Origin of the sequence: Serratia surfactantfaciens (genome assembly GCF_001642805.2) — a bacterium.
In the GTDB taxonomy this organism is placed as follows: domain Bacteria; phylum Pseudomonadota; class Gammaproteobacteria; order Enterobacterales; family Enterobacteriaceae; genus Serratia; species Serratia surfactantfaciens.
Map to the genome: position 1 here is coordinate 383,314 of NZ_CP016948.1, position 26,438 is coordinate 409,751.

The window sequence follows — 26,438 nt, forward strand, 5'->3', positions numbered from 1 at the left end:
AACTCAGACAGTAACTGTAGCGCGGATCCCGGAGGGCTGAAACGAAAACGCCCCCGGGAGCGGAGGCGTTTTTTCAGGCGCGGGCGGCGATTACTGCGCCAGCCAGGTTTCGATTTGGCGTTGGATGCCGGCGGCGTCCAGCCCCAGATCGGTGCGCAGCTCTTCCTGGGTGCCCTGCGAGACGAAGCTGTCCGGCAGGCCGAGGTTCAGCACCGGCACCGGACGGCGTTTGGCCATCAGCAGTTCGTTGACGCCGCTGCCGGCGCCGCCCATGATGGCGTTCTCTTCCAGCGTGACCAGCGTTTCATGGCTGGCAGCCAGTTCGAGCACCAGCTGCTCGTCCAGCGGTTTGACGAAGCGCATGTCGACCAGCGTGGCGTTGAGCGCTTCCGCCGCTTGCGTGGCCTCCGGCAGCAGGGTGCCGAAGTTGAGAATGGCGATCTTTTCCCCCTGGCGGCGCACCACGCCTTTGCCGATCGGCAGCAGGCTGAGCGGCTCCAGCGCCGCGCCGGTACCGGTGCCGCGCGGATAACGCACGGCGCTCGGGCCGGCATTGTAGTGATAGCCGGTATACAGCATCTGGCGGCATTCGTTCTCGTCGCTCGGCGTCATGATCACCATGGTCGGGATGCAGCGCATGAACGACAGATCAAACGCCCCCTGGTGGGTCTGGCCGTCGGCACCGACGATGCCGCCGCGATCGATGGCGAACATCACCGGCAGGTTTTGGATCGCCACGTCGTGGATCAACTGATCGTAGGCGCGCTGCAGGAAGGTGGAGTAGATCGCCACCACCGGCTTGTAGCCGCCGATCGCCAACCCGGCGGCGAAGGTGACCGCGTGCTGCTCGGCGATCGCTACGTCGAAGTACTGCTGCGGATAGTCGCGGGAGAACTGCACCATGCCGGAGCCTTCGCGCATCGCCGGGGTGATCGCCATCAGCGAGCTGTCTTTGGCGGCGGTTTCACACAGCCAGTCGCCGAAGATTTTCGAATAGGTCGGCAGACCGCCGGCGCTTTTCGGCAGCGTGCCGCTGGCGGGATCGAACTTCGGCACCGCGTGGAAGCTGATTGGGTCCTTTTCCGCCGGCGCGTAACCGCGGCCTTTCTTGGTCATGATGTGCAACAGCTGCGGGCCTTTCAGATCGCGCATGTTTTTCAACGTGGCGACCAGCCCTTGCACGTCGTGCCCGTCTACCGGGCCGATGTAGTTGAAGCCCAGCTCTTCGAACAGCGTGCCAGGCACCACCATGCCTTTCAAGTGCTCTTCGGTGCGTTTCACCAGCTCCTTGATCGGCGGCACGCCGGCCAGCACTTTTTTGCCGCCTTCGCGCAGGGTGGAGTAAAGTTTGCCGGACAGCAGCTGCGCCAGATGGTTGTTCAGCGCGCCGACGTTTTCCGAGATCGACATCTCGTTGTCGTTCAGCACCACCAGCATGTCCGGGTTGATGTCACCGGCGTGGTTCATCGCTTCGAACGCCATGCCGGCGGTGATGGCACCGTCGCCGATCACGCACACCGTGCGGCGGCCCTTGCCCTCACGCTCCGCCGCCACCGCCATGCCGAGGCCGGCGCTGATCGAGGTCGACGAGTGGCCGACCGACAGCACGTCGTATTCGCTTTCGGCGCGCCACGGGAAGGGGTGCAGGCCGTTCTTTTGCCGGATAGTGGCGATGCGGTCGCGGCGACCGGTCAGAATTTTGTGCGGGTAGGCCTGGTGGCCGACGTCCCACACCAGATGATCGAACGGCGTGTTGTAGACGAAATGCAACGCCACCGTCAGTTCGACGGTACCCAGCCCGGAGGCAAAGTGGCCGCTGGAACGACTGACGCTGTTCAGCAGGTATTGCCGCAGCTCATCGCACAGCTTCGGCAAGCTCTCTTTGGGCAGCGAACGGAGTTCCTCGGGGTTTTCCGCTAGCGCCAGGGTTGGGTATTTGGCTATATCAAGACTCATTCGATACTCATATCAGAGGAGTTAACGTCACACGTTAATTGTCGCGTTCAATAATGAAGCTGGCTAACGCTCGCAATGGCGCTGTGTTATAAGATTGCGCTGCCAAAGTGTCTAATGCAGCTAATGCTTCCTGATAGAGATCCCACGCTTTTGCTTTCGCGCTGTCAAGCCCGAGTAACGCCGGGTAGGTACTCTTTCCGTGTTGTTGGTCCGCTCCCTGGCGCTTGCCGATTTTCTCAGTTTCGCCGACAACGTCCAAAATGTCATCCTGCACCTGGAACGCCAGGCCGACCGCAGCGGCGTAACGATCCAGCTGCGGTAGCGCCGCTCGTCCGGCTTCGCCGGCGCTCAGCGCGCCCAGTCGCACCGCCGCGCGGATCAACGCGCCGGTTTTGTGGCGGTGGATCTGCTCCAGCGCCTGCAGGTCGACGTGCTTGCCTTCGGCTTCCAGATCCAACGATTGGCCGCCGCACATGCCGGCTACGCCGCTGGCGCTCGCCAGTTCGGAGACCATCGCCAGCCGATCGCGCAGCGCCACGTCGGGCATCTCGGCATCGGCCAGGATTGAAAATGCCAGCGTTTGCAGCGCATCGCCGGCCAGGATAGCGTTGGCTTCGCCGAATTTAATGTGACAGGTCGGCTGGCCGCGGCGCAGATCGTCATCGTCCATCGCCGGCAGATCGTCGTGGATCAGCGAGTAGGCGTGAATGCATTCCACCGCCGCCGCCGGCGCGTCCAGGTTGGTCAGCGACACGCCGAACATCTGGCCGGTGGTGTACACCAGGAACGGGCGCAGGCGCTTGCCGCCCAGTAAGGCGCCGTGACGCATCGCCGCCACCATGTTGCCGTCGTTGAACGGCAGCGGGGCGATGAAATCCAGCAGCGCGCGATCTGCGCGCTGGCGGAACATCTGCAATTGATCGGCAAAAGCGGCCGATGGGGCGATCTCAGACATGTCGGTTACTCGGCATCCGGTGTGAAAGGCGCCAGCGCCGCGTCATCGGCGCTGTCGTTAAGGAGTATCTGCACACGCTGTTCCGCCTGCTGCAGTTTTTGCTGGCCTTGACGCGCCAGCTGCACGCCGCGTTCGAATTCGTTCAGCGCGTCTTCCAGCGGCAGTTCGCCTGACTCCAGACGCGTCACGATGCTTTCCAGCTCGCCGAGGGCGCTTTCAAAGCTGGCAGTTTGCTCTGTACTGGCTGATTGTGCTGGTTTTTTCGGCATAATTTTCTTTTTACGTCATCATGTGAACCGTGGCGCCAGAGCCTATCCTAGCGGATCTTGATTAGCAAATCATGGCGCTCATGTGTGGTTTTGTGCGCAGAGCACGGCGATATGGTGATATACTCCGCGCCGTAATTCTTATCTGACAACAAAGACCGCCATGAAGTTTATCATTAAATTGTTCCCGGAAATCACCATCAAGAGCCAATCTGTGCGCTTGCGCTTTATCAAGATTCTCTCGACCAATATTCGCAACGTCCTGAAGCAGTATGATGAAACGCTGGCGGTCGTCCGTCACTGGGATCATATCGAAGTTCGCGCCAAAGATGAAAACCAGCGGCCGATCATTGCCGACGCGCTGACGCGCATTCCCGGCATCCACCATATTCTGGAAGTGGAAGATCGTGCTTATACCGATATCCACCACATCTTCGAGCAGACGCTGGAAGCCTACCGCGCCCAGCTGGAAGGCAAAACCTTCTGCGTGCGCGTCAAGCGCCGCGGCAAGCAGGCGTTCAACTCGCAGGACGTGGAGCGCTACGTCGGCGGCGGTTTGAATCAGCATATCGAGAGCGCGCGCGTTAACCTGACCCGCCCGCAGGTCACGGTAAACCTGGAGATCGAAGACGACAAGCTGATGCTGGTCAAACGCCGTCTCGAAGGCATCGGCGGTTACCCGGTCGGCACCCAGGAAGACGTGATGTCGCTGATTTCCGGCGGTTTCGACTCGGGCGTGTCCAGCTATATGCTGATGCGTCGCGGTTGCCGCGTGCACTTCTGCTTCTTCAACCTGGGCGGCGCCGCGCACGAGATCGGCGTGAAGCAGGTGGCGCATTATCTGTGGAATCGCTTCGCCAGCTCGCACAAGGTGCGCTTCGTCGCCATCGACTTCGAGCCGGTGGTGGGTGAGATCCTGGAGAAAGTCGACGACGGTCAGATGGGCGTGGTGCTCAAGCGCATGATGGTGCGTGCCGCTTCGCAAGTGGCCGAACGCTACGGCGTGCAGGCGCTGGTGACCGGTGAGGCGCTGGGGCAGGTCTCCAGCCAGACGCTGACCAACCTGCGTCTGATCGATAACGCGTCCGACACCCTGATCCTGCGTCCGCTGATTTCGCACGATAAAGAGCACATCATCAAGCTGGCGCGCGAAATCGGCACTGAAGACTTCGCCAAAACCATGCCGGAATATTGCGGCGTGATTTCGAAGAGCCCGACGGTGAAAGCCGTCAAGGCCAAGATTGAAGAGGAAGAGAGCCACTTCGATTTCAGCATTCTCGATCGGGTGGTGAGCGAGGCCAAGAACGTCGATATTCGCTCTATCGCCGAGCAGGCGCAGGAGCAGGTGACCGAGGTGGAAACCGTCGCGGCCTTTGGTGCCGACGAGGTGATCCTGGATATCCGTTCCAACGACGAACAGGAAGAGAAGCCGCTGCAGCTGGAACAGGTTGAAGTGAAAGCGCTGCCGTTCTACAAGCTGAGCACCCAGTTCGGCGATCTGGATCAGAGCAAAACCTATCTGCTGTACTGCGAGCGCGGCGTGATGAGCCGTCTGCAGGCGCTGTACCTGCTGGAGCAGGGTTTCAGCAACGTGAAGGTTTATCGCCCGTAACGCGTGGAGCGCCATAAACGATAAGGGCTGAACCGGTGTTCAGCCCTTTTTTTATCGGCAAATCGTTCAGTCGCGGAAATCGTACATCCCAGGGATCAACACCAGCTGCGCGGCGATCTCCGCCGCCTTGGCCTTGCCAAGCAGCAGATCGATCAGTTTCAGCGCAAACTCCATTGCGGTGCCCGGCCCCTGGCTGGTGAGCAGGTTAACGCGAGCGTCGTACACCACGCGGCGTTCCATCCATTTATCCGCCGGTATCTGGTCTTTCAGGCCCGGGAAGCCGGTCATGTTGCCGACCGGGAACAGATCGTGGTGCTGCAGCACCAGCGCAGGCGCTGCGCAGATGGCGGCGACGATGTTGCCCTGCAGGTGCATTTGCCGCACCTTTTCCACCAGCAGCGGGCTGTCGCGGAAGCATTCCGCCCCCTTCAGGCCGCCGGGCAGCACGATGGCGTCGAAAGGCTCATCGACGATCGCCACCAGCGGCGCATCGGCCAGCAGTTTGACGCCGCGCGAACAGACGATAGTCAACTCGCCGTCGCCGGCAACGCTGGCGGTGGTGACTTTTACGCCCGCCCGCACCAGCAGATCGATGGCGGTGACGGCTTCGGTTTCTTCACTACCAGGTGCCAGGCAGACCAGCGCCGATACGCTCATATTCATTTTCCTTTCGTTTAATCAGTTCAAACAGCCGCGCATTCTCCGGCAGCGTGAGGCCGTGGCTGCGCGCGCGGCGCAGCAGGTAGCCGGTGATGTAGTCGATCTCGGTGTGCCGCTGGCTGCGGATATCCTGCAGCATCGACGAAACGTTGTCGGCGGTGCTGTGGATCACGTCCATGACATATTGCATCAGGCCTTCGCAGGAGGTGTGGTAACCCTCCATCGCCATCACGCTGGCGACTTCACGACACAGCGTTTCGATCTGCTCCGGGTAGCGCTGCAGATCGCCGTTGTGGCAGCCGTACAGCGCCGTCAGCGGGTTGATCACGCAGTTGACCGCCAGCTTGCGCCAGTTGGCCGAGGCGATGTTGTTGTGCCAGGCGACGTCGGGCAGCGCCTGATGCAGCACTTCCGCCAGGTGGCTGAGGCGTTGGGCGGCCGGCGAGGTCGGCCCGATGTGGGTGATGCCGGTGGCGACGTGAATAATGGTGCTGCCTTCGTGGCGCGCGGCGTGGGTGGTGGTGCCCTGCAGAATGGGCTGGCTGTTCGGCGGCAGCTCCTCCTGAGTGCCCATACCGTTGTGCAGCAGCAAGATGGCGCACTGGGGGTTAAGCTTCGGCAGCAGCGCGCTGACCGCGCTGGACACTTGCCAGGCTTTCAGCGTCACCAGCAGCAGCTCGCTTTGCGCCAGATGCTCCGGATCGTTGGTGGGCAGATTGCGATTGAACGAGACGCCTTCCGGCTCTATCACGTTCACGGCGCAAAAAGGCTGAGGCACTCTTAGCCATCCCTGTACATCGTGGCCCTGCTGATACAGCCGGGAGAGCCACAGTTGTCCGAGCGCGCCGCAACCAAGAATGGTTATTTTCATTCAGTCTCCTTGGAAACACGGGAATACCGCTCAATTACCGTGAATTAACTATAGGCTTTATGGCAGCCCGAAGCGCTATCCCTGCGTGCGTTCAGCAGATTTTGTCTGAGGCGGTAAAGCGGTTATCATGCTCGGCATCAAAATCGCCTAAGCTATTAGGCACTCATTCAGGAGGAAGAAGTATGCCATCTTTCGACATCGTTTCCGAAATTGATATGCAGGAAGTGCGTAACGCCGTTGAGAACGCCACCCGCGATCTCGGCACCCGCTGGGATTTTCGCAACGTGCCGGCCAGCTTTGAGCTAAACGAGAAAGACCAAAGCATCAAGGTTGCCACCGAGTCTGATTTCCAGGTGCAGCAGCTGCTCGACATTCTGCGCGAAAAGCTGAGCAAGCGCAGCATCGACGGCGCCGCGCTGGAGATCCCGGAAGAATTTACCCACAGCGGTAAAACCTACAGCGTGGAAGCCAAGCTGAAGCAGGGGATTGAAACCACCGTGGCGAAGAAAATCGTCAAGCTGATCAAAGACAGCAAGCTGAAGGTGCAGGCGCAGATCCAGGGCGAAGAAGTGCGGGTGACCGGCAAGTCGCGCGACGATTTGCAGAGCGTGATGGCGCTGGTGCGCGGCGGCGATCTGGGGCAGCCGTTCCAGTTCAAGAACTTCCGCGATTAATCTCTACAGGGCCGGCATTGCCGGCCCTGATTCTTTACAGCGAATTGACCAGCGCTTCCAGCTGACCGCGATTGGTCTGCTTGGTATCCACCTTGACGTAGGCGCTGCGCTCCTCCGGCACCACGATCGCCTCGGCCACGCCGGGCTGCGCCTTCAGGCGGCTTTCCAGCGCCGAATCCTTCACCGCCAGTTCCGACAGCGTAATGCGCAGGCTGCTGACATACGGCGGCTCTTTCATCGTGCTGCTGACCAGGAACCAGACTGCAGCCAATACGGCGCCGGCGATAAACACCAAGCCTGCCCCCTGCAAACCGTAAAGCCAGCCGCCAAGGCTGCCGCCGATCGCCACGCCGATAAACTGGCTGGTGGAGTAGACCCCCATCGCCGTGCCTTTGTAGCCGGCCGGTGATTCTTTGCTGATCAGCGAAGGCAGAATGGCTTCCATCACGTTGAAGGCCATAAAGAACAGCTGCACGCCGGCGATGATGCCCCACAGGTGCATGCCGGAGAGCCACAGCAGCACTTCGGCACAGAACAGCACCGCCACGCAGCCCATAAATACCTGCTTCATGCGGCGATATTTTTCGGCATAGATGATGAAAGGCACCACGGCAGCGAACGACACCAGCATGGTCACCAGATAGACGATCCAGTGCTCGCTGGCCGCCAGCCCGGCTTTTTCCATCGCCAGCGGCAGCGCCACGAAGCTGGACATCAGCAGGATATGCAGACACATGATGCCAAAGTTGAGCTTCAGCAGGCGCGAATTGCTCAGCACTTTGCGGAAGCTGCCGCGCACGATGCTGGACTCGCGATTCAACAGATGGGTGTCGGCGGAAGGCACCACCGTCAAGGTGATGACAATGCCGGCCAGCGCCAGCACGGCGATCATCCAGAACAGCGCGTGCAGGCCGAAGGCGTGGGTGATGACAGGCCCCACGACCATGGCGATGGCGAAGGTGATGCCGAAGCTGACGCCGATAAACGCCATCGCCTTGGTGCGGTTCTGCTCGCGGGTCAGATCGGAGAGCAGCGCCATCACCGCGGCGGCGATGGCGCCGGAGCCCTGCAACGCGCGGCCGAGGATCACGCCCCAGATAGAGTCGGTGACGGCGGCGATCACGCTGCCGAGGGCAAAGATCAGCAGGCCGCCGACGATCAGCGGCTTGCGGCCGATGCGATCGGACACCAGGCCGAATGGGATCTGAAACACCGCCTGCGCCAGGCCGTAGATGCCGATGGCGATGCCGATCAGCGCTTCGCTGGCGCCGTTGAGCGCCATGCCGTAGGTAGTCAGCACCGGCAATACCATAAACATGCCGAGCATGCGCAGGGAAAATACGGTGCCCAATCCCCAGGTGGCGCGGCGCTCCTGCGGGGTCATTGAATTATCGTTCACATCAAACCTCGGTAAAAACCATGCCATCAGACGTTGAGACAGCGCCTGATGGCATGATTTCTGTAAAGCTGCGTCATTTTAGTGTGCAGGGCAGGGGGGGTAAATCGAATGTTGTTTAACAGATATTACAGTTCGAGCGCTTTTCGGCGTGACAAATAAAATGGGCCGCATACGCGGCCCATTCACAGATGATTTGGCTTACCAAACGTAGGTCACCAGCGCTTCAGGCGCCGCCGTGGCGCTGAAGTCGATCGACATCATCACGCTCAGCGAGGTGATGGCGACGATGGAGAACACGAACAGTTTACGCGCCCAGACGCTGTCGTTTTCGGTTTTGTAACCGCGCAGCGCCATGCCGAGCCACCATACGCTCACCGCCGCAGCGACGATCAGGTATTTGTAGCCGGCATAACCCACCAGGGTCAGCATCAGCGTGGCGATCATAAACGCCAGGATGTAGACCGTGATGTGGTTCTTGGCGACGGAAATGCCTTTCACCACCGGCAGCACCGGAATGTTGGCCGCCTGGTAATCTTTAAAGCGGAAGATAGCGATCGCATAAGAATGCGGCATCTGCCACAGGCTAAAGATAGCCAGCAGGATCAACGCGCCGGCGTCGAACTCGTTGGTCACCGCGCAGTAGCCGATAACCGGCGGCGCAGCGCCCGACAAGCTGCCGATCAGCGTGCCGTAGACCGAGTGGCGTTTCATGTACAGGCTGTAAACGCCGACATAAACCACGAAGCCCATCACCGCCAGCCACATGGCCAGCGGGTTGGCCGCGATATACAGCAACGCGAAGCCCACAATACCCAACACGGTCGCATAAACCAGGGTGACACTCGGCGCGATCAGGCCTTTTACCAGCACCCGATTCTTCGTTCTCTCCATTTTCTTGTCGATGTCGCGGTCGATGTAGTTGTTAAACACACAGCCCGACGCGACCACCAACGAGACACCCACCAGGGTGGCGAGAAACAGGGGATAGTCGATGCTCCCTTTGGAAGCGAGCAGGAACCCCCCAACGACAGAAATTAAATTGCCGAAAATAATTCCTGGTTTAGTGACTTGCAGGTATTGCTTAATCATCACGTGCAGCTCAGCTCTTAATCGACCATCATATTGATGTTGAGGTTGTACATAATCCAGAGTGAACCTACAACAACGATACCGATGATCATAGCGGTGAACAGCAATGCCACCAGGTTCCAGCGCTCTTCCGATGAGGTGTTCATGTGCAGGAAGTAAACCAGGTGAACAATCACCTGGATAACCGCCATACCGACAACAACCGCCAGGATGGTGGAATGAGAGGCTGTGCCGTTCATTACCATCGCAAATGGAATTACCGTCAGGATGATCGACAGGATAAAGCCGACCAGGTATGACTTCACGCTGCCGTGGCTTGCGCCGCCGTGAGAGGTTTCATGGGATGAATGGCTCATTACATAACCCCCAGCAGGTAGACAACGGTAAATACGCAGATCCAGACCACGTCCAGGAAGTGCCAGAACAGGCTCAGGCACATCAGGCGGGTTTTGTTGGTCGCGGTCAGGCCGAACTTGCTCACCTGAATCATCATCACGATGATCCAAATCAGGCCGGAAGTTACGTGCAGACCGTGGGTGCCGACCAGCGCGAAGAAGCTGGACAGGAACGCGCTGCGATCCGGACCGAAGCCTTCGGCGATCAGGTGATGGAATTCATAGATTTCCATCGCCACGAAGCCCAGACCAAACAGGAAGGTCAGGAACAACCAGGTGTTTACACCGCCAACTTTACCCTTGTTCATGGCGATCATCGCCATGCCGTAGGTGATGGAGCTGAACAACAGCAGGAAAGTTTCGACCAGGACAAACTTCAGGTCGAAGATGTCTTTGCCGGAGGGACCGCCCGCGGTCCCGTTCACCAGGACTGCATAAGTCGCGAACAAGCTCGCAAACAAAATACAGTCGCTCATCAGGTAGATCCAGAATCCGAAGACCTTGGTCTCACCCGCGTCGTGGTGCCCATGCTCTGCATGGGCTGCGTTATGATTGGTCAGAGTTTCAGTTGACATGGTTCACGCCTGCTTTACGGATTTGTTCGTAGTGTTGGTTCTCAATGCGCTCGATTTCATCAACCTGCACATAGTAGTCAACATCGTGATCGAAGCTCTTGCCGATCCAGACAACGATCATACCGATGAAGCCAGCCAGAGCCATCCACCAGATTTCCCAAATCATTGCGAAACCGAATACCAGGCTGAAGAAGGCGATGATAACGCCAGCGCCGGTGTTCTTAGGCATATGAATCGGTTCGTATTTAGCCGGTTTCTTATAGGCTTCGCCTTTTTCTTTCATGTCCCAGAACTCGTCACGGTCATGAATCTGAGGCACTACGGCAAAGTTATAGAACGGCGGTGGAGACGAAGTTGACCACTCCAGAGTACGAGCACCCCATGGGTCACCGGTCAGATCGCGGTTCTGTTCGCGGTCACGGATACTGACGAAGATCTGGGTCAGCTGGCACAGGATGCCGCAGGCGATCAGCGCCGCACCGCCGGCTGCAACCAGCAGCAGAGGGTGGAACTCAGGGTTGATGTTCTGGCTGATACGACGGGTCATGCCCATAAAGCCCAATGCGTACAGCGGCATGAAGGCGGTGAAGAAGCCGATGATCCAGAACCAGAAAGCGCGGATGCCCCATTTTTCGTTCAGCGTGAAGCCGAAGGATTTCGGGAACCAGTAGGTCAGGCCCGCGAAGCAACCGAACACCACGCCGCCGATGATGACGTTGTGGAAGTGAGCGATCAGGAACAGGCTGTTGTGCAGCACGAAGTTCGCGCCCGGCACCGCCAGCAGAACGCCGGTCATACCACCCACGGAGAAGGTGATGATGAAGCCAACGGTCCACAGCATCGCGGAGTTGAGCTTGATGCGGCCCTGATACATGGTGAACAGCCAGTTGAAGATTTTCACCCCGGTCGGGATGGAAATGATCATGGTGGCGATACCGAAGAAGGCGTTAACGTTCGCGCCGGACCCCATGGTGAAGAAGTGGTGCAGCCAGACGATGAACGACAGAACGGTGATCGCGATGGTTGCCCATACCAGTGAGGTATAGCCGAACAGGCGTTTTCTGGAGAAGGTCGCGGTGACTTCGGAGAACACGCCGAACACCGGCAGAACCAGGATATACACCTCTGGGTGACCCCAGGCCCAAATCAGGTTGATGTACATCATCATGTTGCCGCCCATATCATTGGTGAAGAAATGGGTGCCCAGATAGCGATCCAGGGTCAGCAACGCGATGGTGACGGTCAGAATTGGGAAAGAAACGATGATCAGGACGTTAGTACACAGCGCCGCCCAGGTGAACACCGGCATCTTCATCATAGGCATGCCAGGGGCACGCATCTTCAGAATGGTGGCGAAGAAGTTCACGCCGGTCAGCAGGGTACCCAGACCGGAAATCTGCAGACTCCAGATCCAGTAATCGACCCCGACGCCAGGACTGTACTCTTTACCCGACAGCGGCGGATACGCCAGCCAACCGGTCTGAGCGAACTCACCGACCCCCAGGGAGATGTTGATCAGCACAACGCCCACCACGAAGAACCAGAAGCTCAGGGAGTTCAGGAACGGGAAGGCGACGTCGCGCGCACCGATTTGCAGCGGCACCACGACGTTCATCAGGCCGACCACGAAAGGCATCGCCATGAAGAAGATCATGATAACGCCGTGCGCGGTGAAGATCTGGTCGTAGTGGTGCGGCGGCAGGAACCCGGCTTCGCCGGCGGACGCCAACGCCTGCTGGCTACGCATCATGATGGCGTCGGCGAAGCCGCGCAGCAGCATGACCATCGCCACGATGATGTACATGATACCAATTTTTTTATGGTCGACCGAAGTCAGCCATTCGCTCCACAACCACTTCCATTTGCCGAAATACGTCAGCAGCGCCAGCACTGCCAGGCCCCCGACGATAATTGCGGCTACGGTGACCATGATGATCGGTTCGTGGTACGGAACCGCATCAAGTGTTAATTTTCCCAACATCAGTTATTCCTCGGCTCCGGCGTGAGCAGCATGTTCACCCATGTCCATACCTTGGCTCATGTCCATGCCTTCGTGCGCGCCAGCGCCCTTGTGCATATCCATGTCGCCCATGAATTTGGCAATTGTTTCTTTGAACAAATTCGGTTTGACAGCGGCAAAGTACTCAACCGGGTTGTTTTCACTCGGCTCTGCCAGTTTGTTAAAGTCGTCGGTGGTGTTCAGGTTTTTAGACGATGCCTTCACCTTGGCCACCCACTGATCGAAGTCGCCTTCGGTCGGGGTAACGATCGCGGTGAATTTCATACCGGAGAAGCCTGCGCCGCTGTAGCTGCTCGAGATGCCCTTGTAGGCACCGGCTTCGTTGCCGATCAGGTGCAGTTTGGTCTGCATGCCGGCCATCGCATAAATCTGTCCACCCAACTGCGGGATAAAGAACGAGTTCATTACCGAGTTAGAGGTGATCTTGAATTCGACTGGAACATCTTTCGGGAAAGCCAGCTCATTAACAGTCGCAATGCCTTGTTCCGGGTAGATGAACAGCCATTTCCAGTCGAGCGACACCACTTCGATCGTCATCGGCTTCTTGTCGGTGACAATCGGCTTGAACGGGTCGAGTTCGTGGGTGGTCTTCCAGGTAATGGTGCCAAGGATGGCGATGATAATGATAGGAATGGTCCAGACGACCGCTTCGATCTTGTTGGAGTGGGCCCAGTTCGGACTGTACTTGGCGTCTTTGTTGGAAGCGCGATACTTCCAGGCAAAGGCGAACGCCATGAAGATAACTGGCACCACCACGATCAACATCAACGCGATTGCAGTGATAATCAGTGTCCGTTGCTCAACACCAATTGCTCCTTTGGGATTCATCAAAACCATATCGCAGCCACTGAGCAATACAGTGCCTGCGATTAATGACAGCATCCCAATACTTTTATTGTATTTCTTAAGTCTCATCTAACGACCTCAATAACAAAGGCTCAATTGTCGTTTCATGTGTGCGGGCATTTTACGGGAAGGTTGCAGTACTGTAAACATGCTTAAGGGAGTGTCAGCGGCTTGTTGACACTTTCTGTTAAGGGGGTCACAGATGTAACCCTGCGTGACAATTTACCAATGACAACAACGCGTTGGCACGCTGAATCGTGACGAGCAGCCCGTATGTTAAGGAAAACTAAAGGTATGATGAATTTGGCGAAGAAATGCACGGCGGGGAAATACGCAGAAAAGGTTTATTTAATGTAAAATAATTGTGTCTTAAAGGTGAATTTAATTTTATTTCCGAGTGCGGCAGTCGGATAAAAAAATAATTTCCGCGCCGATTATCTTTTTTTACCAAAATAAATATATCCGCGGATCGCTTTTTTTTTGGCCGGCGCAATCGCCGGCCGGTCAGATTATGCCAAACGGGTGCGGCGCAGCGCCAGGTAATCCAACGTACTGCCCATTGCGACGCCGAGCAGGCTCAGCGCGGCGCCGGCCTGCAGCAGCCGATCGGCCAACTGTGGGGCCTGGGTCCAGTCCAGCGCATTGGCGATCAGCAGCAGCAGCCATAGGCCTAGCAGCGAACAGCCTAGCATCAGCAGGCGCAGCGCCCAGCGGTAAGATCCTGAAAACTCGGTGCGCGGCATAAAGTCGCCATGCTGCTGGGTGTGCTCCAGCGTTTGGCGGCAGACGCCGAGCAGCAGCAAGCCGGGCAGGGCGGCGGCGATCGAGAACAGGTAGAACAGCGGCCAGCCGTGAGCTTCGACGAACCAGCCGGCGATCGGGCCGACATAAACGCGGCCCACGGCGGACAGCGCCGACAGCAGAGCGAACTGGGTAGCGGAGAACGACCGGTTGCACAGCGTCATCAGCAGCGCGACGAAGGCCGCGGTGCCCATGCCGCCGCAAAGGTTTTCGAGGAAAATGGCGCTGCCCATGGTGAGCAGGCTCTTGTCGGTCACCGCCAGGATCCAATACCCGAGGTTGGACACCGCCTGCAGGATACCGAACAGCATCAGGGCGCGGAACAGGGTAAGGCGCTGCATCAGCACGCCGCCGAACAGGGCGCCGACGATGGTGGCGAACAGGCCGAGGGTCTTGTTCACCAGCCCCACTTCACCGGCGTCGAACCCCACGCCGCGGATCAGGAAGGTGGTACTCAGGCTGCCGGCGAAGGCGTCGCCCATTTTGTACATCACGATCAGCAGCAGGATCAGCCAGGCGTTGTTGCGGCCAAAGAAATCGCGCAGCGGCGCGACGACCGCCTGTTCCATGGTGCGCGGCGCCGGGATGCTTTCATCCGGCTCCGGCGCCAACAGCGTGGCGGCCACGCCGATCAGCATCAATCCGGCCATCAGCCAATAGGTGGTTTGCCAGCCGAAATAGCGATCCGCCAGCCACAGCGCCAGGCCGCCGGAAACCAGCATCGCCAGCCGGTAACCCAGCACCGAGATCGCCGCGCCCGTGCCGCGTTCTTCGGCTTTCAACAGATCGGTTTTATAGGCGTCGAACACGATATCTTGCGAGGCGGAGCAGAACGCCACCAGCACCGCCAACGCCGCCAGCCACCACAGATGCTGCGCGGGCTGCATAAAGCCCATCGCCACGATCGCCGCCACCAGCAGCAGCTGGCTGATCAGCAGCCAACCGCGCCTCCGCCCAAGGAACGGGGGGGTATAGCGGTCCATGAAGGGTGACCAGAGGAATTTGAAGACGTAGGCCTGGCCCACCAGCGAGAAGATGCCGATGGTTTTCAGATCGATGTTTTCGACGGTCATCCAGGCTTGCAGCGTGCCGGAGGTCAATGCCAGCGGCAGACCCGACGCGAAGCCCAGCAGCAGCAGAATGGCGGAGTTACGCTGGGTGAAGATGTTCAGATAGTGTTTCGACATGAGTTCCCTGTCTGCGCCGCCCGATCCGCCGGGCGGCGCAAGGCGCGTCGATTAACGCGCGTTTTGCTTGATAAAGTCGTTGACGCTGGTGTCCTGCGCCATGTCGGCGATCACGTCGCCCAGCACGGAGTTGACGGCGTCGGTGATCTTCTCATTGGTGGCCGTGAAGGCGCCCTGCACGTTATAGGTAGAGCGGTAATTTTTCACCTGCTTGTTGCCGTTCTTCGCCTGGGCGATGATCGAGATGTCGGCTTTGGTGGTGATGTTGTAGCGCAGGTTGCCTTCGGAGACGTCCGCGTACAGGTTATTGACGACGATCTGCAGCGCGACCGGGCCGTCGGCGCCGATCATGTAACCGCGAGCGCCCATCTGTTTCTCCAGCACTTCCTGCAGCAGGAAGCGCAGATCGCGCGATGGCGTCAGCGTGACCAGCTGGCCGTCGCGATTCACCTTGGCCAGCGCCTGATCGGTGCGCTGATCCGCGCCGTTGATGCTGATGGTGATGCCCTGCAGGGTTGGATCCTGCTGCGGCAGAACGATTTTCGGCGTGACGTTCAGGGTGTTGCTGCTGGTCGCGCAGCCGGCCAGCAGCAGGGCGGCCAGCAAAGGAAGACAAAGTTTCTTTAACATGTTTTCTGTCTCATTCTCGATGGATTTAGCAATAATCAGAGCGGGATAGCCGACAACAAATTGCCGACATCATAGCATCGCCGCCGTGCGGTGGAAGCGCGGAAGGCGCCTGAGTGACAAATTTTTACCTGCCGTTGATAAAAACACGCTTTTTTGGCCCGCTCAATCGGATAATCCCCCAAGCGGCGGGGATGGCGCTCATCCTCTGACCGCAGAAAAGAGAAATTTGTCCAGGTGATGGTCTAAACGGGGGAAAACCGGCTAATATTGAACTAGATGGGCACGGTCCTCTGCCGGTGTTGTAAGGAGATCCTATGATTCGCGAGCAAATAGAAGCAAAGTTAAGGGCGGCGTTTGAGCCCGCGTATCTGGAAGTCGTTGATGAAAGCTATCGTCATAACGTTCCGGCGGGTTCAGAAAGTCATTTCAAAGTGGTATTGGTTAGCGATCGCTTCGTCGGCGAACGGTTTCTGACGCGTCACCGCTCCATCTACGGCGTACTGTCGGAAGAGCTGGCCGATGGCGTACACGCGCTGGCGCTGCACACCTATACGCTCAAAGAGTGGGAAGGATTGCAGGATACCGTGCCGGCCTCGCCGCCGTGCCGCGGCGCCGGGACGCTGGCCTGAGGGGGAAAATTTCAGGTATCAGTGGAACTTTGCCCTCGAATTAGGGTATTACTACTGACGAATTTTGAAACGGCCTGCGGGCCGTTTCTGTTTTTGACGACGACGCGGCCGATGCGCAATATGGCCAACGTTCGGTCTGTTTTGGCGGCCTTTTGGCGATTGAATCGACAAAAGTGTGAGTTTTAGCGCGCCTGCGCCGCCTAGCTTTCCTCGACTCGCCATGCATGCGCCGCTATAATGTCGCGTCTTATTTTTCCGGAATGGTTTCGGGACGCTTCTGTCATCAGGGAACTCGGTTCTTATTTGTAGCCGTCCTGGTTCTTGGAACGGAGTTGACCGAGCACTGTGATTTTTTTGAGGTAACAAGATGCAAGTTTCAGTAGAAACCACTCAAGGCCTTGGGCGCCGTCTCTCTATTACTGTACCGGCTGATACTATCAAGCAGGCGGTGAAGAAAGAGCTGATCAACGCAGCGAAAAGCGTGCGTATCGACGGCTTCCGCAAAGGCAAAGTGCCGATGAACATCGTGGAACAGCGTTACGGCGCCTCTGTTCGTCAGGACGTGCTGGGCGAAGCGATGCAGCGCAGCTTCGTTGACGCGATCATCAAAGAAAAGATTAATCCGGCCGGCGCACCAAACTACGTGCCGGGCGAGTACAAAGAAGGTGAAGACTTCACTTTCGCCGTTGAATTCGAAGTGTATCCAGAAGTTGAGCTGAAAGGCCTGGAAAACATCGAAGTTGAAAAACCAGTGGTTGAAGTGAACGACGAAGACGTCGACGCGATGCTGGACACTCTGCGCAAGCAGCAGGCGACCTGGAAAGAAACCGATCGCGCAGCGGAAGCTGAAGATCGCGTGACCGTTGACTTCACCGGTTCTATCGACGGTGAAGAGTTCGAAGGCGGCAAAGCGTCCGACTTCGTGCTGGCAATGGGCCAGGGCCGCATGATCCCAGGCTTCGAAGAAGGTCTGGTCGGCCACAAAGCGGGCGAAGAGTTCTCCATCGACGTGAACTTCCCGGAAGATTACCACGCGGAAAACCTGAAGGGCAAAGCGGCCAAATTCGCTATCGTGCTGAAGAAAGTTGAAGAGCGCGAGCTGCCGGAACTGACCGAAGAGTTCATCAAGCGTTTCGGCGTGGCGGACGGTTCCGTTGCCGGCCTGCGCACCGAAGTTCGCAAGAACATGGAGCGCGAGCTGAAAGGCGCCGTGCGTAACCGCATCAAGTCTCAGGCGATCGAAGGCCTGGTGAGCGCGAACGAAATCGACGTGCCTGCTGCACTGATCGACGGCGAAATCGACGTGCTGCGCCGTCAGGCTGCACAGCGTTTCGGCGGCAACGAGAAGCAAGCGCTGGAACTGCCACGTGAGCTGTTCGAAGAGCAGGCGAAACGCCGCGTAGTGGTTGGCCTGCTGCTGGGCGAAGTGATCAGCACCAATGAGCTGAAAGCTGACGAAGACCGCGTGAAGACGCTGATCGAAGAAATGGCTTCCGCCTACGAAGATCCGAGCGAAGTCATCGAGTTCTACAGCAAAAACAAAGAGCTGATGAACAACATGCGCAACGTGGCTCTGGAAGAGCAAGCGGTTGAAGCCCTGCTGGCCAAAGCGAAAGTGACTGAAAAAGCCACTACCTTCAGCGAGCTGATGAACCAGACCCAACAGGCGTAATGCCTGCGTGACGGGCGCGATGAACGGCGCCCCCGGTTTCGCCTGGCGAACCGGCGCGCGATGAAAAAGCCCGCAACCCCAGGTTGCGGGCTTTTCTTTTGGCCACGTTGCTGATTAATCTCAGGTTAAGCGGGGCAATATGCACTATATTTACCCTGTTGCCTGGGGAACTGGCTGGCATGATAAAGGTCAGAATAACGGCATCGTTTCCGGCGCGCGGAGAAAATCGGCTTCTGGGCTTGAAATCGCGCCGGGCTCCCCCCATCTGTAAAGAATAATTCTGGGGCTGTTTGCCAAAGTGCGCGGGATGAAATAACCGTCGGGTACGTGTGGCGCGGGTCGAATGCTTGAGCATAGTCATCATGGCCGTTCTCAAGTAGAATCGGCGTATTAGGGTGACACCCTGGCCGCCAAGGCAATTTCTATTAGGAGACGGTAATGTCATACAGTGGCGAACGAGATCAATTTGCACCGAACATGGCGCTGGTGCCGATGGTGGTAGAGCAGACTTCACGCGGGGAGCGTTCTTACGACATCTATTCCCGCCTGCTGAAAGAGCGCATCATTTTCCTGACCGGCCAGGTGGAAGATCACATGGCCAACCTGATCGTGGCGCAAATGCTGTTCCTCGAGGCGGAAAGCCCGGAAAAAGACATTTTCCTCTATATCAACTCGCCGGGCGGGGTGATCACCGCGGGCATGTCGATTTACGACACCATGAAGTTCATCAAGCCGGACGTCAGCACCATCTGTATGGGCCAGGCGTGCTCGATGGGTTCCTTCCTGCTGACCGCAGGCGCCAAAGGCAAACGTTTCTGTCTGCCGAATTCGCGCGTGATGATTCACCAGCCGCTGGGCGGCTACCAGGGCCAGGCGACGGACATCGAAATCCACGCGCGCGAAATCCTCAAGGTGAAAGCGCGCATGAATGAACTGATGGCCGAGCATACCGGCCAGCCGCTGGAGCAGATCGAGCGCGACACCGAGCGCGATCGCTTTATGACCGCGGAAGAAGCCGTGGAATACGGCCTGGTTGACGGCATTCTGACACACCGCAGCTAGAACCACGCGGCGCCGATGGACTATAGTAATCAGAGTGGGCGGGGGCTCGCTCTGTTGTGGCCCCTCGGCGTTCCCGATATGAGTTTGGGCGCACTGCCGCCGTGATTTTCCTGCGGGACAAGACTAAAGAAGAGGTTTGACTGATGACAGATAAGCGCAAAGACGGTTCAGGAAAGCTGCTGTACTGCTCTTTTTGCGGCAAAAGCCAGCATGAAGTGCGTAAGCTGATTGCCGGGCCGTCAGTGTATATCTGCGATGAATGTGTCGATCTGTGTAACGACATTATTCGCGAAGAGATTAAAGAAGTTGCCCCGCATCGTGAGCGCAGTGCGCTGCCGACGCCGCACGAGATCCGCCACCACCTGGATGACTACGTCATCGGCCAGGAGCAGGCGAAGAAAGTGCTGGCGGTTGCGGTGTACAACCACTACAAACGCCTGCGCAACGGCGATACCAGCAACGGTATCGAGTTGGGCAAGAGCAACATCTTGCTGATCGGCCCGACCGGCAGCGGCAAGACCCTGCTGGCGGAAACGCTGGCGCGCTTCCTGGACGTGCCGTTCACCATGGCCGACGCCACCACGCTGACCGAAGCCGGTTACGTGGGCGAGGACGTGGAAAATATTATCCAGAAGCTGCTGCAAAAATGTGACTATGACGTGCAGAAAGCGCAGCGCGGCATCGTTTATATCGATGAAATCGATAAGATTTCCCGCAAGTCCGACAACCCGTCGATCACGCGTGACGTTTCGGGTGAAGGCGTGCAGCAGGCGCTGCTGAAGCTGATTGAAGGCACCATCGCCGCGGTTCCGCCGCAGGGTGGGCGCAAGCATCCGCAGCAGGAGTTCCTGCAGGTCGACACCTCCAAGATCCTGTTTATCTGCGGCGGCGCATTCGCCGGCCTGGATAAGGTGATCGGCCAGCGTGTCAACACCGGTTCCGGCATCGGTTTCGGCGCGACCGTCAAGGGCGAATCAGAGAAGGCCACCGAAGGCGAACTGTTGCTGCAGGCCGAGCCGGAAGACCTGATCAAGTTTGGTCTGATCCCTGAGTTCATCGGCCGTCTGCCGGTGGTGGCGACCCTGAGCGAGCTGAGCGAAGACGCGCTGATTCAGATCCTGAAAGAGCCGAAGAACGCCTTGACCAAGCAGTATCAGGCGCTGTTCAACCTGGAAGGCGTGGAGCTGGAGTTCCGCGACGAAGCGCTGAATGCCATCGCCAAGAAAGCCATGGCGCGCAAAACCGGCGCCCGCGGCCTGCGTTCCATCGTGGAAGGCGCGCTGCTCGATACCATGTACGATCTGCCGTCGATGGACAGCGTAGACAAAGTGGTGATCGACGAGTCGGTCATCGCCGGCCAATCCAAGCCGCTGCTGATTTACGGCAAGCCGGAGGCGCAGGCTTCTGGCGAATAATTAGCCAGTTAAACCAGAGCGTTATCAGCAAAATGGGGGATTTCATCCCCCATTTCTTTTTCCTGCATTCTTGCCGTTGAATGTAAGAGATTCATCCCCATATACTCATTAACCAGATTTTATGAAACGTTAGATGCTTGCGTCTCATGAGATTCCCCCTCAACCTGGCGGAAATTAAACTAAGAGAGAGCTCTATGAACCCTGAGCGTTCCGAACGCATTGAAATCCCCGTCTTGCCATTGCGCGACGTGGTGGTTTATCCGCACATGGTGATCCCGTTATTTGTTGGCCGGGAAAAATCGATTCGGTGCCTCGAAGCCGCAATGGATCACGATAAGAAGATCATGCTGGTGGCACAGAAAGAGGCCTCAACGGATGAACCTGGCATTAACGACTTGTTCTCGGTTGGCACCGTAGCGTCGATCCTGCAGATGCTGAAGCTGCCGGACGGCACGGTAAAAGTGCTGGTCGAGGGGCTGCAGCGCGCACGCATCACTACGCTGTCCGACAGCGGTGAGCATTTCGCCGCGCAGGCGGAATACCTCGAGTCGCCGGCGATTGACGAGCGCGAGCAGGAAGTGCTGGTGCGCACCGCGATCAATCAGTTTGAAGGCTATATCAAACTGAACAAGAAAATCCCGCCGGAGGTGCTGACTTCACTGAACAGCATCGACGACGCCGCGCGCCTGGCGGACACCATCGCCGCCCACATGCCGCTGAAACTCAGCGACAAGCAGTCGGTGCTCGAGATGTCCGATATCACCGAGCGTCTGGAATACCTGATGGCGATGATGGAGTCGGAGATCGACCTGCTGCAGGTTGAGAAACGCATCCGCAACCGCGTCAAGAAGCAGATGGAGAAGAGCCAGCGCGAGTACTATCTGAATGAGCAGATGAAGGCGATTCAGAAAGAACTGGGCGAGATGGACGACGCGCCGGACGAGCACGAAGCGCTGAAGCGCAAGATCGATGCGGCGAAGATGCCGAAAGAGGCGCGCGAGAAAACCGAAGCGGAACTGCAAAAGCTGAAGATGATGTCGCCGATGTCGGCGGAAGCGACCGTGGTGCGCGGCTACATCGACTGGATGCTGCAGGTGCCGTGGAATGCGCGCAGCAAGGTGAAAAAAGACCTGAACAAGGCGCAGGAAGTGCTCGATACCGATCACTACGGCCTGGAGCGCGTCAAAGATCGCATCCTCGAGTACCTCGCGGTGCAGAGCCGCGTCAGCAAAATCAAGGGGCCGATCCTGTGTCTGGTGGGGCCGCCGGGCGTGGGTAAAACCTCGCTGGGGCAGTCGATCGCCAAAGCGACCGGTCGCCAGTACGTACGCATGGCGCTGGGCGGCGTGCGTGACGAAGCGGAAATCCGCGGTCACCGTCGTACCTACATCGGTTCGATGCCGGGCAAGCTGATCCAGAAGATGGCCAAGGTGGGGGTGAAGAACCCGCTGTTCCTGCTGGATGAGATCGACAAGATGTCTTCCGACATGCGCGGCGATCCGGCCTCCGCTCTGCTGGAGGTGCTGGATCCGGAACAGAACGTGGCGTTCAACGACCACTACCTGGAAGTGGATTACGATCTGTCCGACGTGATGTTTGTCGCCACCTCGAACTCGATGAACATTCCTGCGCCGCTGCTGGACCGTATGGAAGTGATCCGCCTGTCGGGTTACACCGAGGACGAGAAGCTCAATATCGCCAAGCAGCACCTGCTGCCGAAGCAGCTTGAGCGCAATGCGCTGAAAAAAGGCGAACTGACGGTCGACGACAGCGCCATTATCGGCATCATTCGCTTCTACACCCGCGAAGCCGGGGTGCGCAGCCTGGAGCGCGAAATCTCCAAACTGTGCCGTAAAGCGGTGAAAACGCTGCTGATGGACAAAAAGCGCAAGCATATCGAGATCAACGGCGACAACCTGAAGGATTACCTGGGCGTGCAGCGCGTCGATTACGGCCGTGCGGATACCGAAAACCGCGTGGGCGAAGTCACCGGGCTGGCGTGGACTGAAGTGGGCGGCGATCTGCTGACCATCGAAACCGCCTGCGTGCCGGGCAAAGGCAAGCTGACCTATACCGGTTCTCTGGGTGAAGTGATGCAGGAATCGATTCAGGCTGCGCTGACCGTGGTGCGCGCGCGCGCGGAGAAACTGGGCATCAACGCCGATTTCTACGAGAAGCGCGACATCCACGTGCACGTGCCGGAAGGGGCGACGCCGAAAGACGGCCCGAGCGCCGGTATTGCGATGTGCACCGCGCTGGTCTCCTGCCTGACCGGCAACCCGGTACGCGCCGATGTGGCGATGACCGGCGAGATCACGCTGCGCGGTCAGGTGTTGCCGATCGGCGGCCTGAAAGAGAAGCTGTTGGCGGCGCATCGCGGCGGCATCAAAACCGTGCTGATCCCTTATGAGAACAAGCGCGATCTGGAAGAGATTCCGGACAATGTTATCGCCGATCTGGAGATTCATCCGGTGCAGCGAATCGATGAAGTTTTGAACATTGCGTTGCAAAACCCGGCCTTCGGCGCACTGCCGGTAGCGGCAAAATAGTGACGAATCGCAAAAACCATTGATAAAACTTATACTGGCAAGCCATTTCGGACTTGCCAGTATTTTTTTGTACCGCTAAGTTAGATCTCTGTCGGCCCGCGTTTTGCCACCCAGTCGGTGGCTTGCCAAGGTTCGATGGGATTGATATAACAGCTGCGCTGTCGCAACCGTAGGGATTTTTCGGTGCGACGATAGAATTCTAGAGGGGATGATAGAGTGAATAAGTCACAACTGATCGACAAGATTGCCGCAGGTGCTGATATTTCCAAAGCGGCAGCTGGACGTGCTTTAGACGCAGTAATCGCTTCCGTTACCGACTCTCTGAAAGCAGGGGATGACGTGGCTCTGGTAGGTTTCGGTTCCTTCACCGTGCGTGAACGTTCGGCTCGTACCGGCCGTAACCCGCAGACCGGTAAAGAAATCAAGATCGCGGCAGCCAAAGTACCGGCCTTCCGTGCAGGGAAAGCGCTGAAAGACGCTGTAAACTGATTTGGCGTCTAACCGTTTAGCGTAACAGGGTTTTGTAATAAACAATCACCTGACGCAGCGGTGCTGGTAAGGTAAGATACAAGGCGCATCGGACTGATGCGCTTTTTTTATTTTTGTCGCAGGGAACGCGCCTGCACAAGGGTTGTTAATCCACATCACAGCGGAGTGTTGTCACACTATGATGGACAATTTACGCGCGGCTGCTAATCACGTCGTGCTCAAAATCATCCTGGCCCTGATCATCCTGTCATTCGTTCTGACCGGGGTGGGTAACTACCTGATCGGCGGCTCCGGCGATTATGCTGCGAAAGTAAATGGTCAGACGATCGAACGCGCTCAGCTGGAACAGGCTTTCCAGAGCGAACGCAGCCGCATGCAGCAGCAGCTGGGTGACCAGTTCTCCGCGCTGGCCGGCAACGAAGGCTACATGCAGCAGATGCGCCGTCAGGTGTTGTCCCAGTTGATCGACAACATGCTGCTCGACCAGTACGCCAAGAAGCTGGGCCTGGCGGTCAGCGACGATCAGATCAAGGACGCCATCCGCAAGGCGCCTTACTTCCAGACCAACGGCCAGTTCGATAACGCCAAATACCTCGACCTGATCGGCCGCATGGGCTACACCGCCGACAACTTCGCGCAGTCGATGCGCCAGCAGTTGGTCAATCAGCAGCTGATCCAGGCCTTCGGCGAATCCGGCTTCGTGCTGCCGTCCGAATCGCAAGCCATGGCGGCGCTGGTGCTGCAGGAGCGCGACGTGCGCCTGGCGACCATCGATCTGAAGGCGCTGCAGGCGAAACAGAGCGCCGGCGACGACGAACTGAAGGCGTATTACGATCAGAACAAAAACAGCTTCATCGCACCGGAGCAGGTGAAGGTGAGCTATATCCCGCTGGACGCCGCGTCCATGCAGGACAAGGTGAAAGTGAGCGAAGAGGACATCAGCGCTTACTACGACCAGCACAAGAGCAGCTACGGCCAGCCGGAGCGTAAAAACTACAGCGTGATCCAGCTGAAAACCGAGGCGGAAGCCAACGCGGCGCTGGATGAGCTGAAGAAGGGCGCCGATTTCGCCACCCTGGCGAAAGAAAAATCCACCGACATCATCTCACGCCGCACCGGCGGCGAGCTGGGTTGGCTGGAGCCGGAAACCACCGCCGACGAGCTGAAGCAGGCCAACCTGACTGAGAAAGGGCAGCTGTCTGGCGTAGTGAAATCCTCCGTCGGTTACCTGATCGTGCGTTTGAACGACATCGAACCTGAGAAACTGAAGCCGCTGAGCGAAGTGCACGACGCTATCGCCAAGCAGGTGCAGCAGGAGAAAGCGGTAGACGCCTATTATGCGCTGCAGCAGAAGGTGAGCGAAGCGGCGACCAGTGATAACGAATCTCTGGCCTCGGCCGAAGAAGCGGCCGGCGTGAAAGCGGCGCAAAGCGACTGGTTCACCCGCGACAACATCCCTACCGCGCTGAACTTCAAGCCGGTGGTGCAGGCGATCTTCGACGGCTCGCTGATCGGCGAGAACGGCGCGCCGGGCAGCAACTCCGACGTGATCACCGTAGACGGCGACCGCGCCTTCGTGGTGCGCGTGAGCGGCCACAAGCCGGAAGGCATTGAGCCGTTCGACCAGGTGAAAGATCGCGTAGCGGATCTGGTGAAACGCAACAAGGCAGTGCAGGAAGCGAAGCTGCAGGGCGAGAAGCTGCTGGTTGAGCTGAAGCAAGGCAAGGGCGATGAGGCGATGAAAGCCGCCGGCCTGAGCTTTGGCGCCGTGCAGAAGATGGCGCGCGCACCGGAAGACAGCCAGCTGGTGGAAAGCGTGTTCGCGCTGCCGCACCCGCAGGACGGCAAGCCGGTTTACGGCATGTCGCAGGATCGCCAGGACAACGTGGTGTTGATCGCACTCGATGCGGTGAAGCCAGGCACGCTGCCGGAAGACGAAATGAAAACCTTCGTCGGCAAGATGGAAGAGGGCGCGACCGGCGTCTCCTTCGATTCGCTGCTGGCGAGCCTGCGTAAAGAAGCCAAGATCAAAATGGGCGCCGCTGAGCAACAGCCGCAGTAATCGCCGCATTTTTCTGCAACGCAGTGCAACAAACAAAGGCCGCTTTCGCGGCCTTTTCCACATCTGGCATCCGCCGATTGCTGAATATCCCCCGCCGCGGCAAGGTAGCCGTGCTGTCACACACAAGGAGGATACAGCATGCAACCTACAGAGAAAAAAACGCTTTCCGGTTACCGTCATCACGTTGCAGCCGCGCTGACCGCGCTGTTGTTATGTCTGGCCGCAGGGCCGGCCGCCGCGGCGGAAAAAGCCGAAGCGCCGGCGCCGATGCTTTCGGCCCCGGCGAGCAACGGCGGGCAACCGGCGATAACCAAGGCGGCTGAAGAGGCGGCGGTCAGCATCAATCAGGCCACCGCCGAGCAGTTGGCCGCCGCCTTGAGCGGCGTCGGCCTGAAGAAGGCGGAAGGCATCGTGCGCTATCGCGAGCAGAATGGGCCGTTCACTCAGGTGGAACAATTGCAGGAGGTACCGGGCATCGGGCCGGCGCTGTTTGAGAAGAATCGCACCCGGTTGAAAATGTGATCCCGGTCGCGGCTGCGTGGCAAAATACCGCTGAGGCCGCGCGTCCTCTGCTACATTTTACAGGTCTTACCAGTTTGGCGCATTGACCAAACGGGCGAGGGA

The 26,438-nt window shown here is 58.2% G+C and carries 23 protein-coding genes; 10 read left to right on the top strand and 13 right to left on the bottom strand.

The window, feature by feature from the left end; all coding sequences use genetic code 11:
• Positions 1–90: 90 nt before the first annotated feature.
• From dxs to xseB, 3 genes are read right to left on the bottom strand one after another with little or no spacing between them, the layout of a single operon-like run.
• Positions 91–1,956 carry a 1-deoxy-D-xylulose-5-phosphate synthase gene (dxs, locus tag ATE40_RS01805; RefSeq protein ID WP_063918838.1) on the bottom strand — a complete coding sequence of 622 codons (1,866 nt, stop codon included), beginning with the start codon at positions 1,954–1,956 and terminating at the stop codon, positions 91–93.
• A gap of 34 nt (positions 1,957–1,990) precedes the next feature.
• Entirely contained in the window at positions 1,991–2,911 is a 921-nt protein-coding gene (ispA, locus tag ATE40_RS01810; protein ID WP_019454202.1) for a (2E,6E)-farnesyl diphosphate synthase, read from the bottom strand.
• A 5-nt stretch (positions 2,912–2,916) separates the two neighbouring features.
• Positions 2,917–3,180, bottom strand: a complete 264-nt coding sequence (gene xseB, locus ATE40_RS01815) for an exodeoxyribonuclease VII small subunit (RefSeq protein ID WP_015376838.1) — start codon at positions 3,178–3,180, stop codon at positions 2,917–2,919.
• A gap of 160 nt (positions 3,181–3,340) precedes the next feature.
• Between xseB and thiI the strand changes: the two genes are divergently transcribed.
• A complete protein-coding gene (thiI, locus tag ATE40_RS01820) occupies positions 3,341–4,789 on the top strand; it encodes a tRNA uracil 4-sulfurtransferase ThiI (protein WP_004940377.1) in 1,449 nt (482 codons plus the stop codon).
• Positions 4,790–4,855: 66 nt separating this feature from the next.
• Here thiI and yajL read toward each other — a convergent pair whose 3' ends face one another.
• A complete protein-coding gene (gene yajL, locus ATE40_RS01825) occupies positions 4,856–5,446 on the bottom strand; it encodes a protein deglycase YajL (RefSeq protein WP_063918839.1) in 591 nt (196 codons plus the stop codon).
• Complete coding sequence (gene panE / locus ATE40_RS01830; protein ID WP_063918840.1) at positions 5,409–6,320, bottom strand: 2-dehydropantoate 2-reductase; 912 nt, start codon at positions 6,318–6,320, stop codon at positions 5,409–5,411. The genes yajL and panE overlap by 38 nt, the downstream gene beginning before the upstream one ends.
• Before the next feature lie 182 nt (positions 6,321–6,502).
• On the opposite strand from panE, the gene ATE40_RS01835 reads away from it, so the two are divergent.
• The gene (locus tag ATE40_RS01835; protein WP_019454198.1) at positions 6,503–6,994 is read left to right on the top strand and encodes a YajQ family cyclic di-GMP-binding protein; all 492 of its coding nucleotides are present in this window, start codon (positions 6,503–6,505) and stop codon (positions 6,992–6,994) included.
• 34 nt (positions 6,995–7,028) lie between these two features.
• On the opposite strand, the gene ATE40_RS01840 is transcribed toward ATE40_RS01835, so the two are convergent.
• The 8 genes from ATE40_RS01840 to ATE40_RS01875 all read right to left on the bottom strand — a co-directional run bounded on the left by ATE40_RS01840 (position 7,029) and on the right by ATE40_RS01875 (position 15,936).
• Positions 7,029–8,393, bottom strand: a complete 1,365-nt coding sequence (locus ATE40_RS01840; protein WP_063918841.1) for an MFS transporter — start codon at positions 8,391–8,393, stop codon at positions 7,029–7,031.
• A gap of 198 nt (positions 8,394–8,591) precedes the next feature.
• On the bottom strand, positions 8,592–9,482 hold the full coding sequence (cyoE, locus tag ATE40_RS01845; protein WP_019454196.1) for a heme o synthase: 891 nt from the start codon (positions 9,480–9,482) through the stop codon (positions 8,592–8,594).
• 17 nt (positions 9,483–9,499) lie between these two features.
• Positions 9,500–9,838: a cytochrome o ubiquinol oxidase subunit IV gene (locus tag ATE40_RS01850; RefSeq protein WP_019454195.1), complete on the bottom strand. Its 339-nt coding sequence runs from the start codon at positions 9,836–9,838 to the stop codon at positions 9,500–9,502.
• Positions 9,838–10,452, bottom strand: a complete 615-nt coding sequence (locus tag ATE40_RS01855) for a cytochrome o ubiquinol oxidase subunit III (protein ID WP_019454194.1) — start codon at positions 10,450–10,452, stop codon at positions 9,838–9,840. Before ATE40_RS01855 ends, ATE40_RS01850 begins: the two co-directional genes overlap by 1 nt.
• Positions 10,442–12,433, bottom strand: coding sequence for a cytochrome o ubiquinol oxidase subunit I (cyoB, locus tag ATE40_RS01860; RefSeq protein ID WP_004940366.1), 1,992 nt, complete (start codon positions 12,431–12,433; stop codon positions 10,442–10,444). The genes ATE40_RS01855 and cyoB overlap by 11 nt, the downstream gene beginning before the upstream one ends.
• A gap of 3 nt (positions 12,434–12,436) precedes the next feature.
• Complete coding sequence (gene cyoA / locus ATE40_RS01865; RefSeq protein WP_004940365.1) at positions 12,437–13,387, bottom strand: cytochrome o ubiquinol oxidase subunit II; 951 nt, start codon at positions 13,385–13,387, stop codon at positions 12,437–12,439.
• Between the two features lie 440 nt (positions 13,388–13,827).
• Positions 13,828–15,306: a muropeptide MFS transporter AmpG gene (ampG, locus tag ATE40_RS01870; RefSeq protein ID WP_063918842.1), complete on the bottom strand. Its 1,479-nt coding sequence runs from the start codon at positions 15,304–15,306 to the stop codon at positions 13,828–13,830.
• A 51-nt stretch (positions 15,307–15,357) separates the two neighbouring features.
• Positions 15,358–15,936, bottom strand: coding sequence for a lipoprotein (locus tag ATE40_RS01875; protein WP_025160064.1), 579 nt, complete (start codon positions 15,934–15,936; stop codon positions 15,358–15,360).
• Between the two features lie 314 nt (positions 15,937–16,250).
• Here ATE40_RS01875 and bolA point away from each other — a divergent pair, with 314 nt between their 5' ends.
• The 8 genes from bolA (at position 16,251) to ATE40_RS01915 (ending at position 26,336) form a co-directional block, all read left to right on the top strand.
• Positions 16,251–16,565, top strand: a complete 315-nt coding sequence (bolA, locus tag ATE40_RS01880; RefSeq protein ID WP_004940361.1) for a transcriptional regulator BolA — start codon at positions 16,251–16,253, stop codon at positions 16,563–16,565.
• Positions 16,566–16,932: 367 nt separating this feature from the next.
• On the top strand, positions 16,933–18,237 hold the full coding sequence (gene tig, locus ATE40_RS01885; RefSeq protein WP_025160063.1) for a trigger factor: 1,305 nt from the start codon (positions 16,933–16,935) through the stop codon (positions 18,235–18,237).
• Between the two features lie 438 nt (positions 18,238–18,675).
• Positions 18,676–19,299 (top strand): ATP-dependent Clp endopeptidase proteolytic subunit ClpP, encoded by a 624-nt coding sequence (gene clpP, locus ATE40_RS01890; protein ID WP_016928858.1) that lies wholly within the window; start codon positions 18,676–18,678, stop codon positions 19,297–19,299.
• 143 nt (positions 19,300–19,442) lie between these two features.
• Complete coding sequence (clpX, locus tag ATE40_RS01895; protein ID WP_004940354.1) at positions 19,443–20,714, top strand: ATP-dependent protease ATP-binding subunit ClpX; 1,272 nt, start codon at positions 19,443–19,445, stop codon at positions 20,712–20,714.
• 194 nt (positions 20,715–20,908) lie between these two features.
• Positions 20,909–23,263, top strand: coding sequence for an endopeptidase La (gene lon, locus ATE40_RS01900; RefSeq protein ID WP_004940352.1), 2,355 nt, complete (start codon positions 20,909–20,911; stop codon positions 23,261–23,263).
• Positions 23,264–23,479: 216 nt separating this feature from the next.
• Positions 23,480–23,752: a nucleoid-associated protein HU-beta gene (hupB, locus tag ATE40_RS01905; RefSeq protein ID WP_004940351.1), complete on the top strand. Its 273-nt coding sequence runs from the start codon at positions 23,480–23,482 to the stop codon at positions 23,750–23,752.
• Positions 23,753–23,930: 178 nt separating this feature from the next.
• Entirely contained in the window at positions 23,931–25,814 is a 1,884-nt protein-coding gene (gene ppiD, locus ATE40_RS01910) for a peptidylprolyl isomerase (protein WP_063918843.1), read from the top strand.
• Between the two features lie 138 nt (positions 25,815–25,952).
• Positions 25,953–26,336, top strand: a complete 384-nt coding sequence (locus tag ATE40_RS01915; protein ID WP_019454187.1) for a ComEA family DNA-binding protein — start codon at positions 25,953–25,955, stop codon at positions 26,334–26,336.
• The last annotated feature ends 102 nt before the right edge of the window (positions 26,337–26,438 follow it).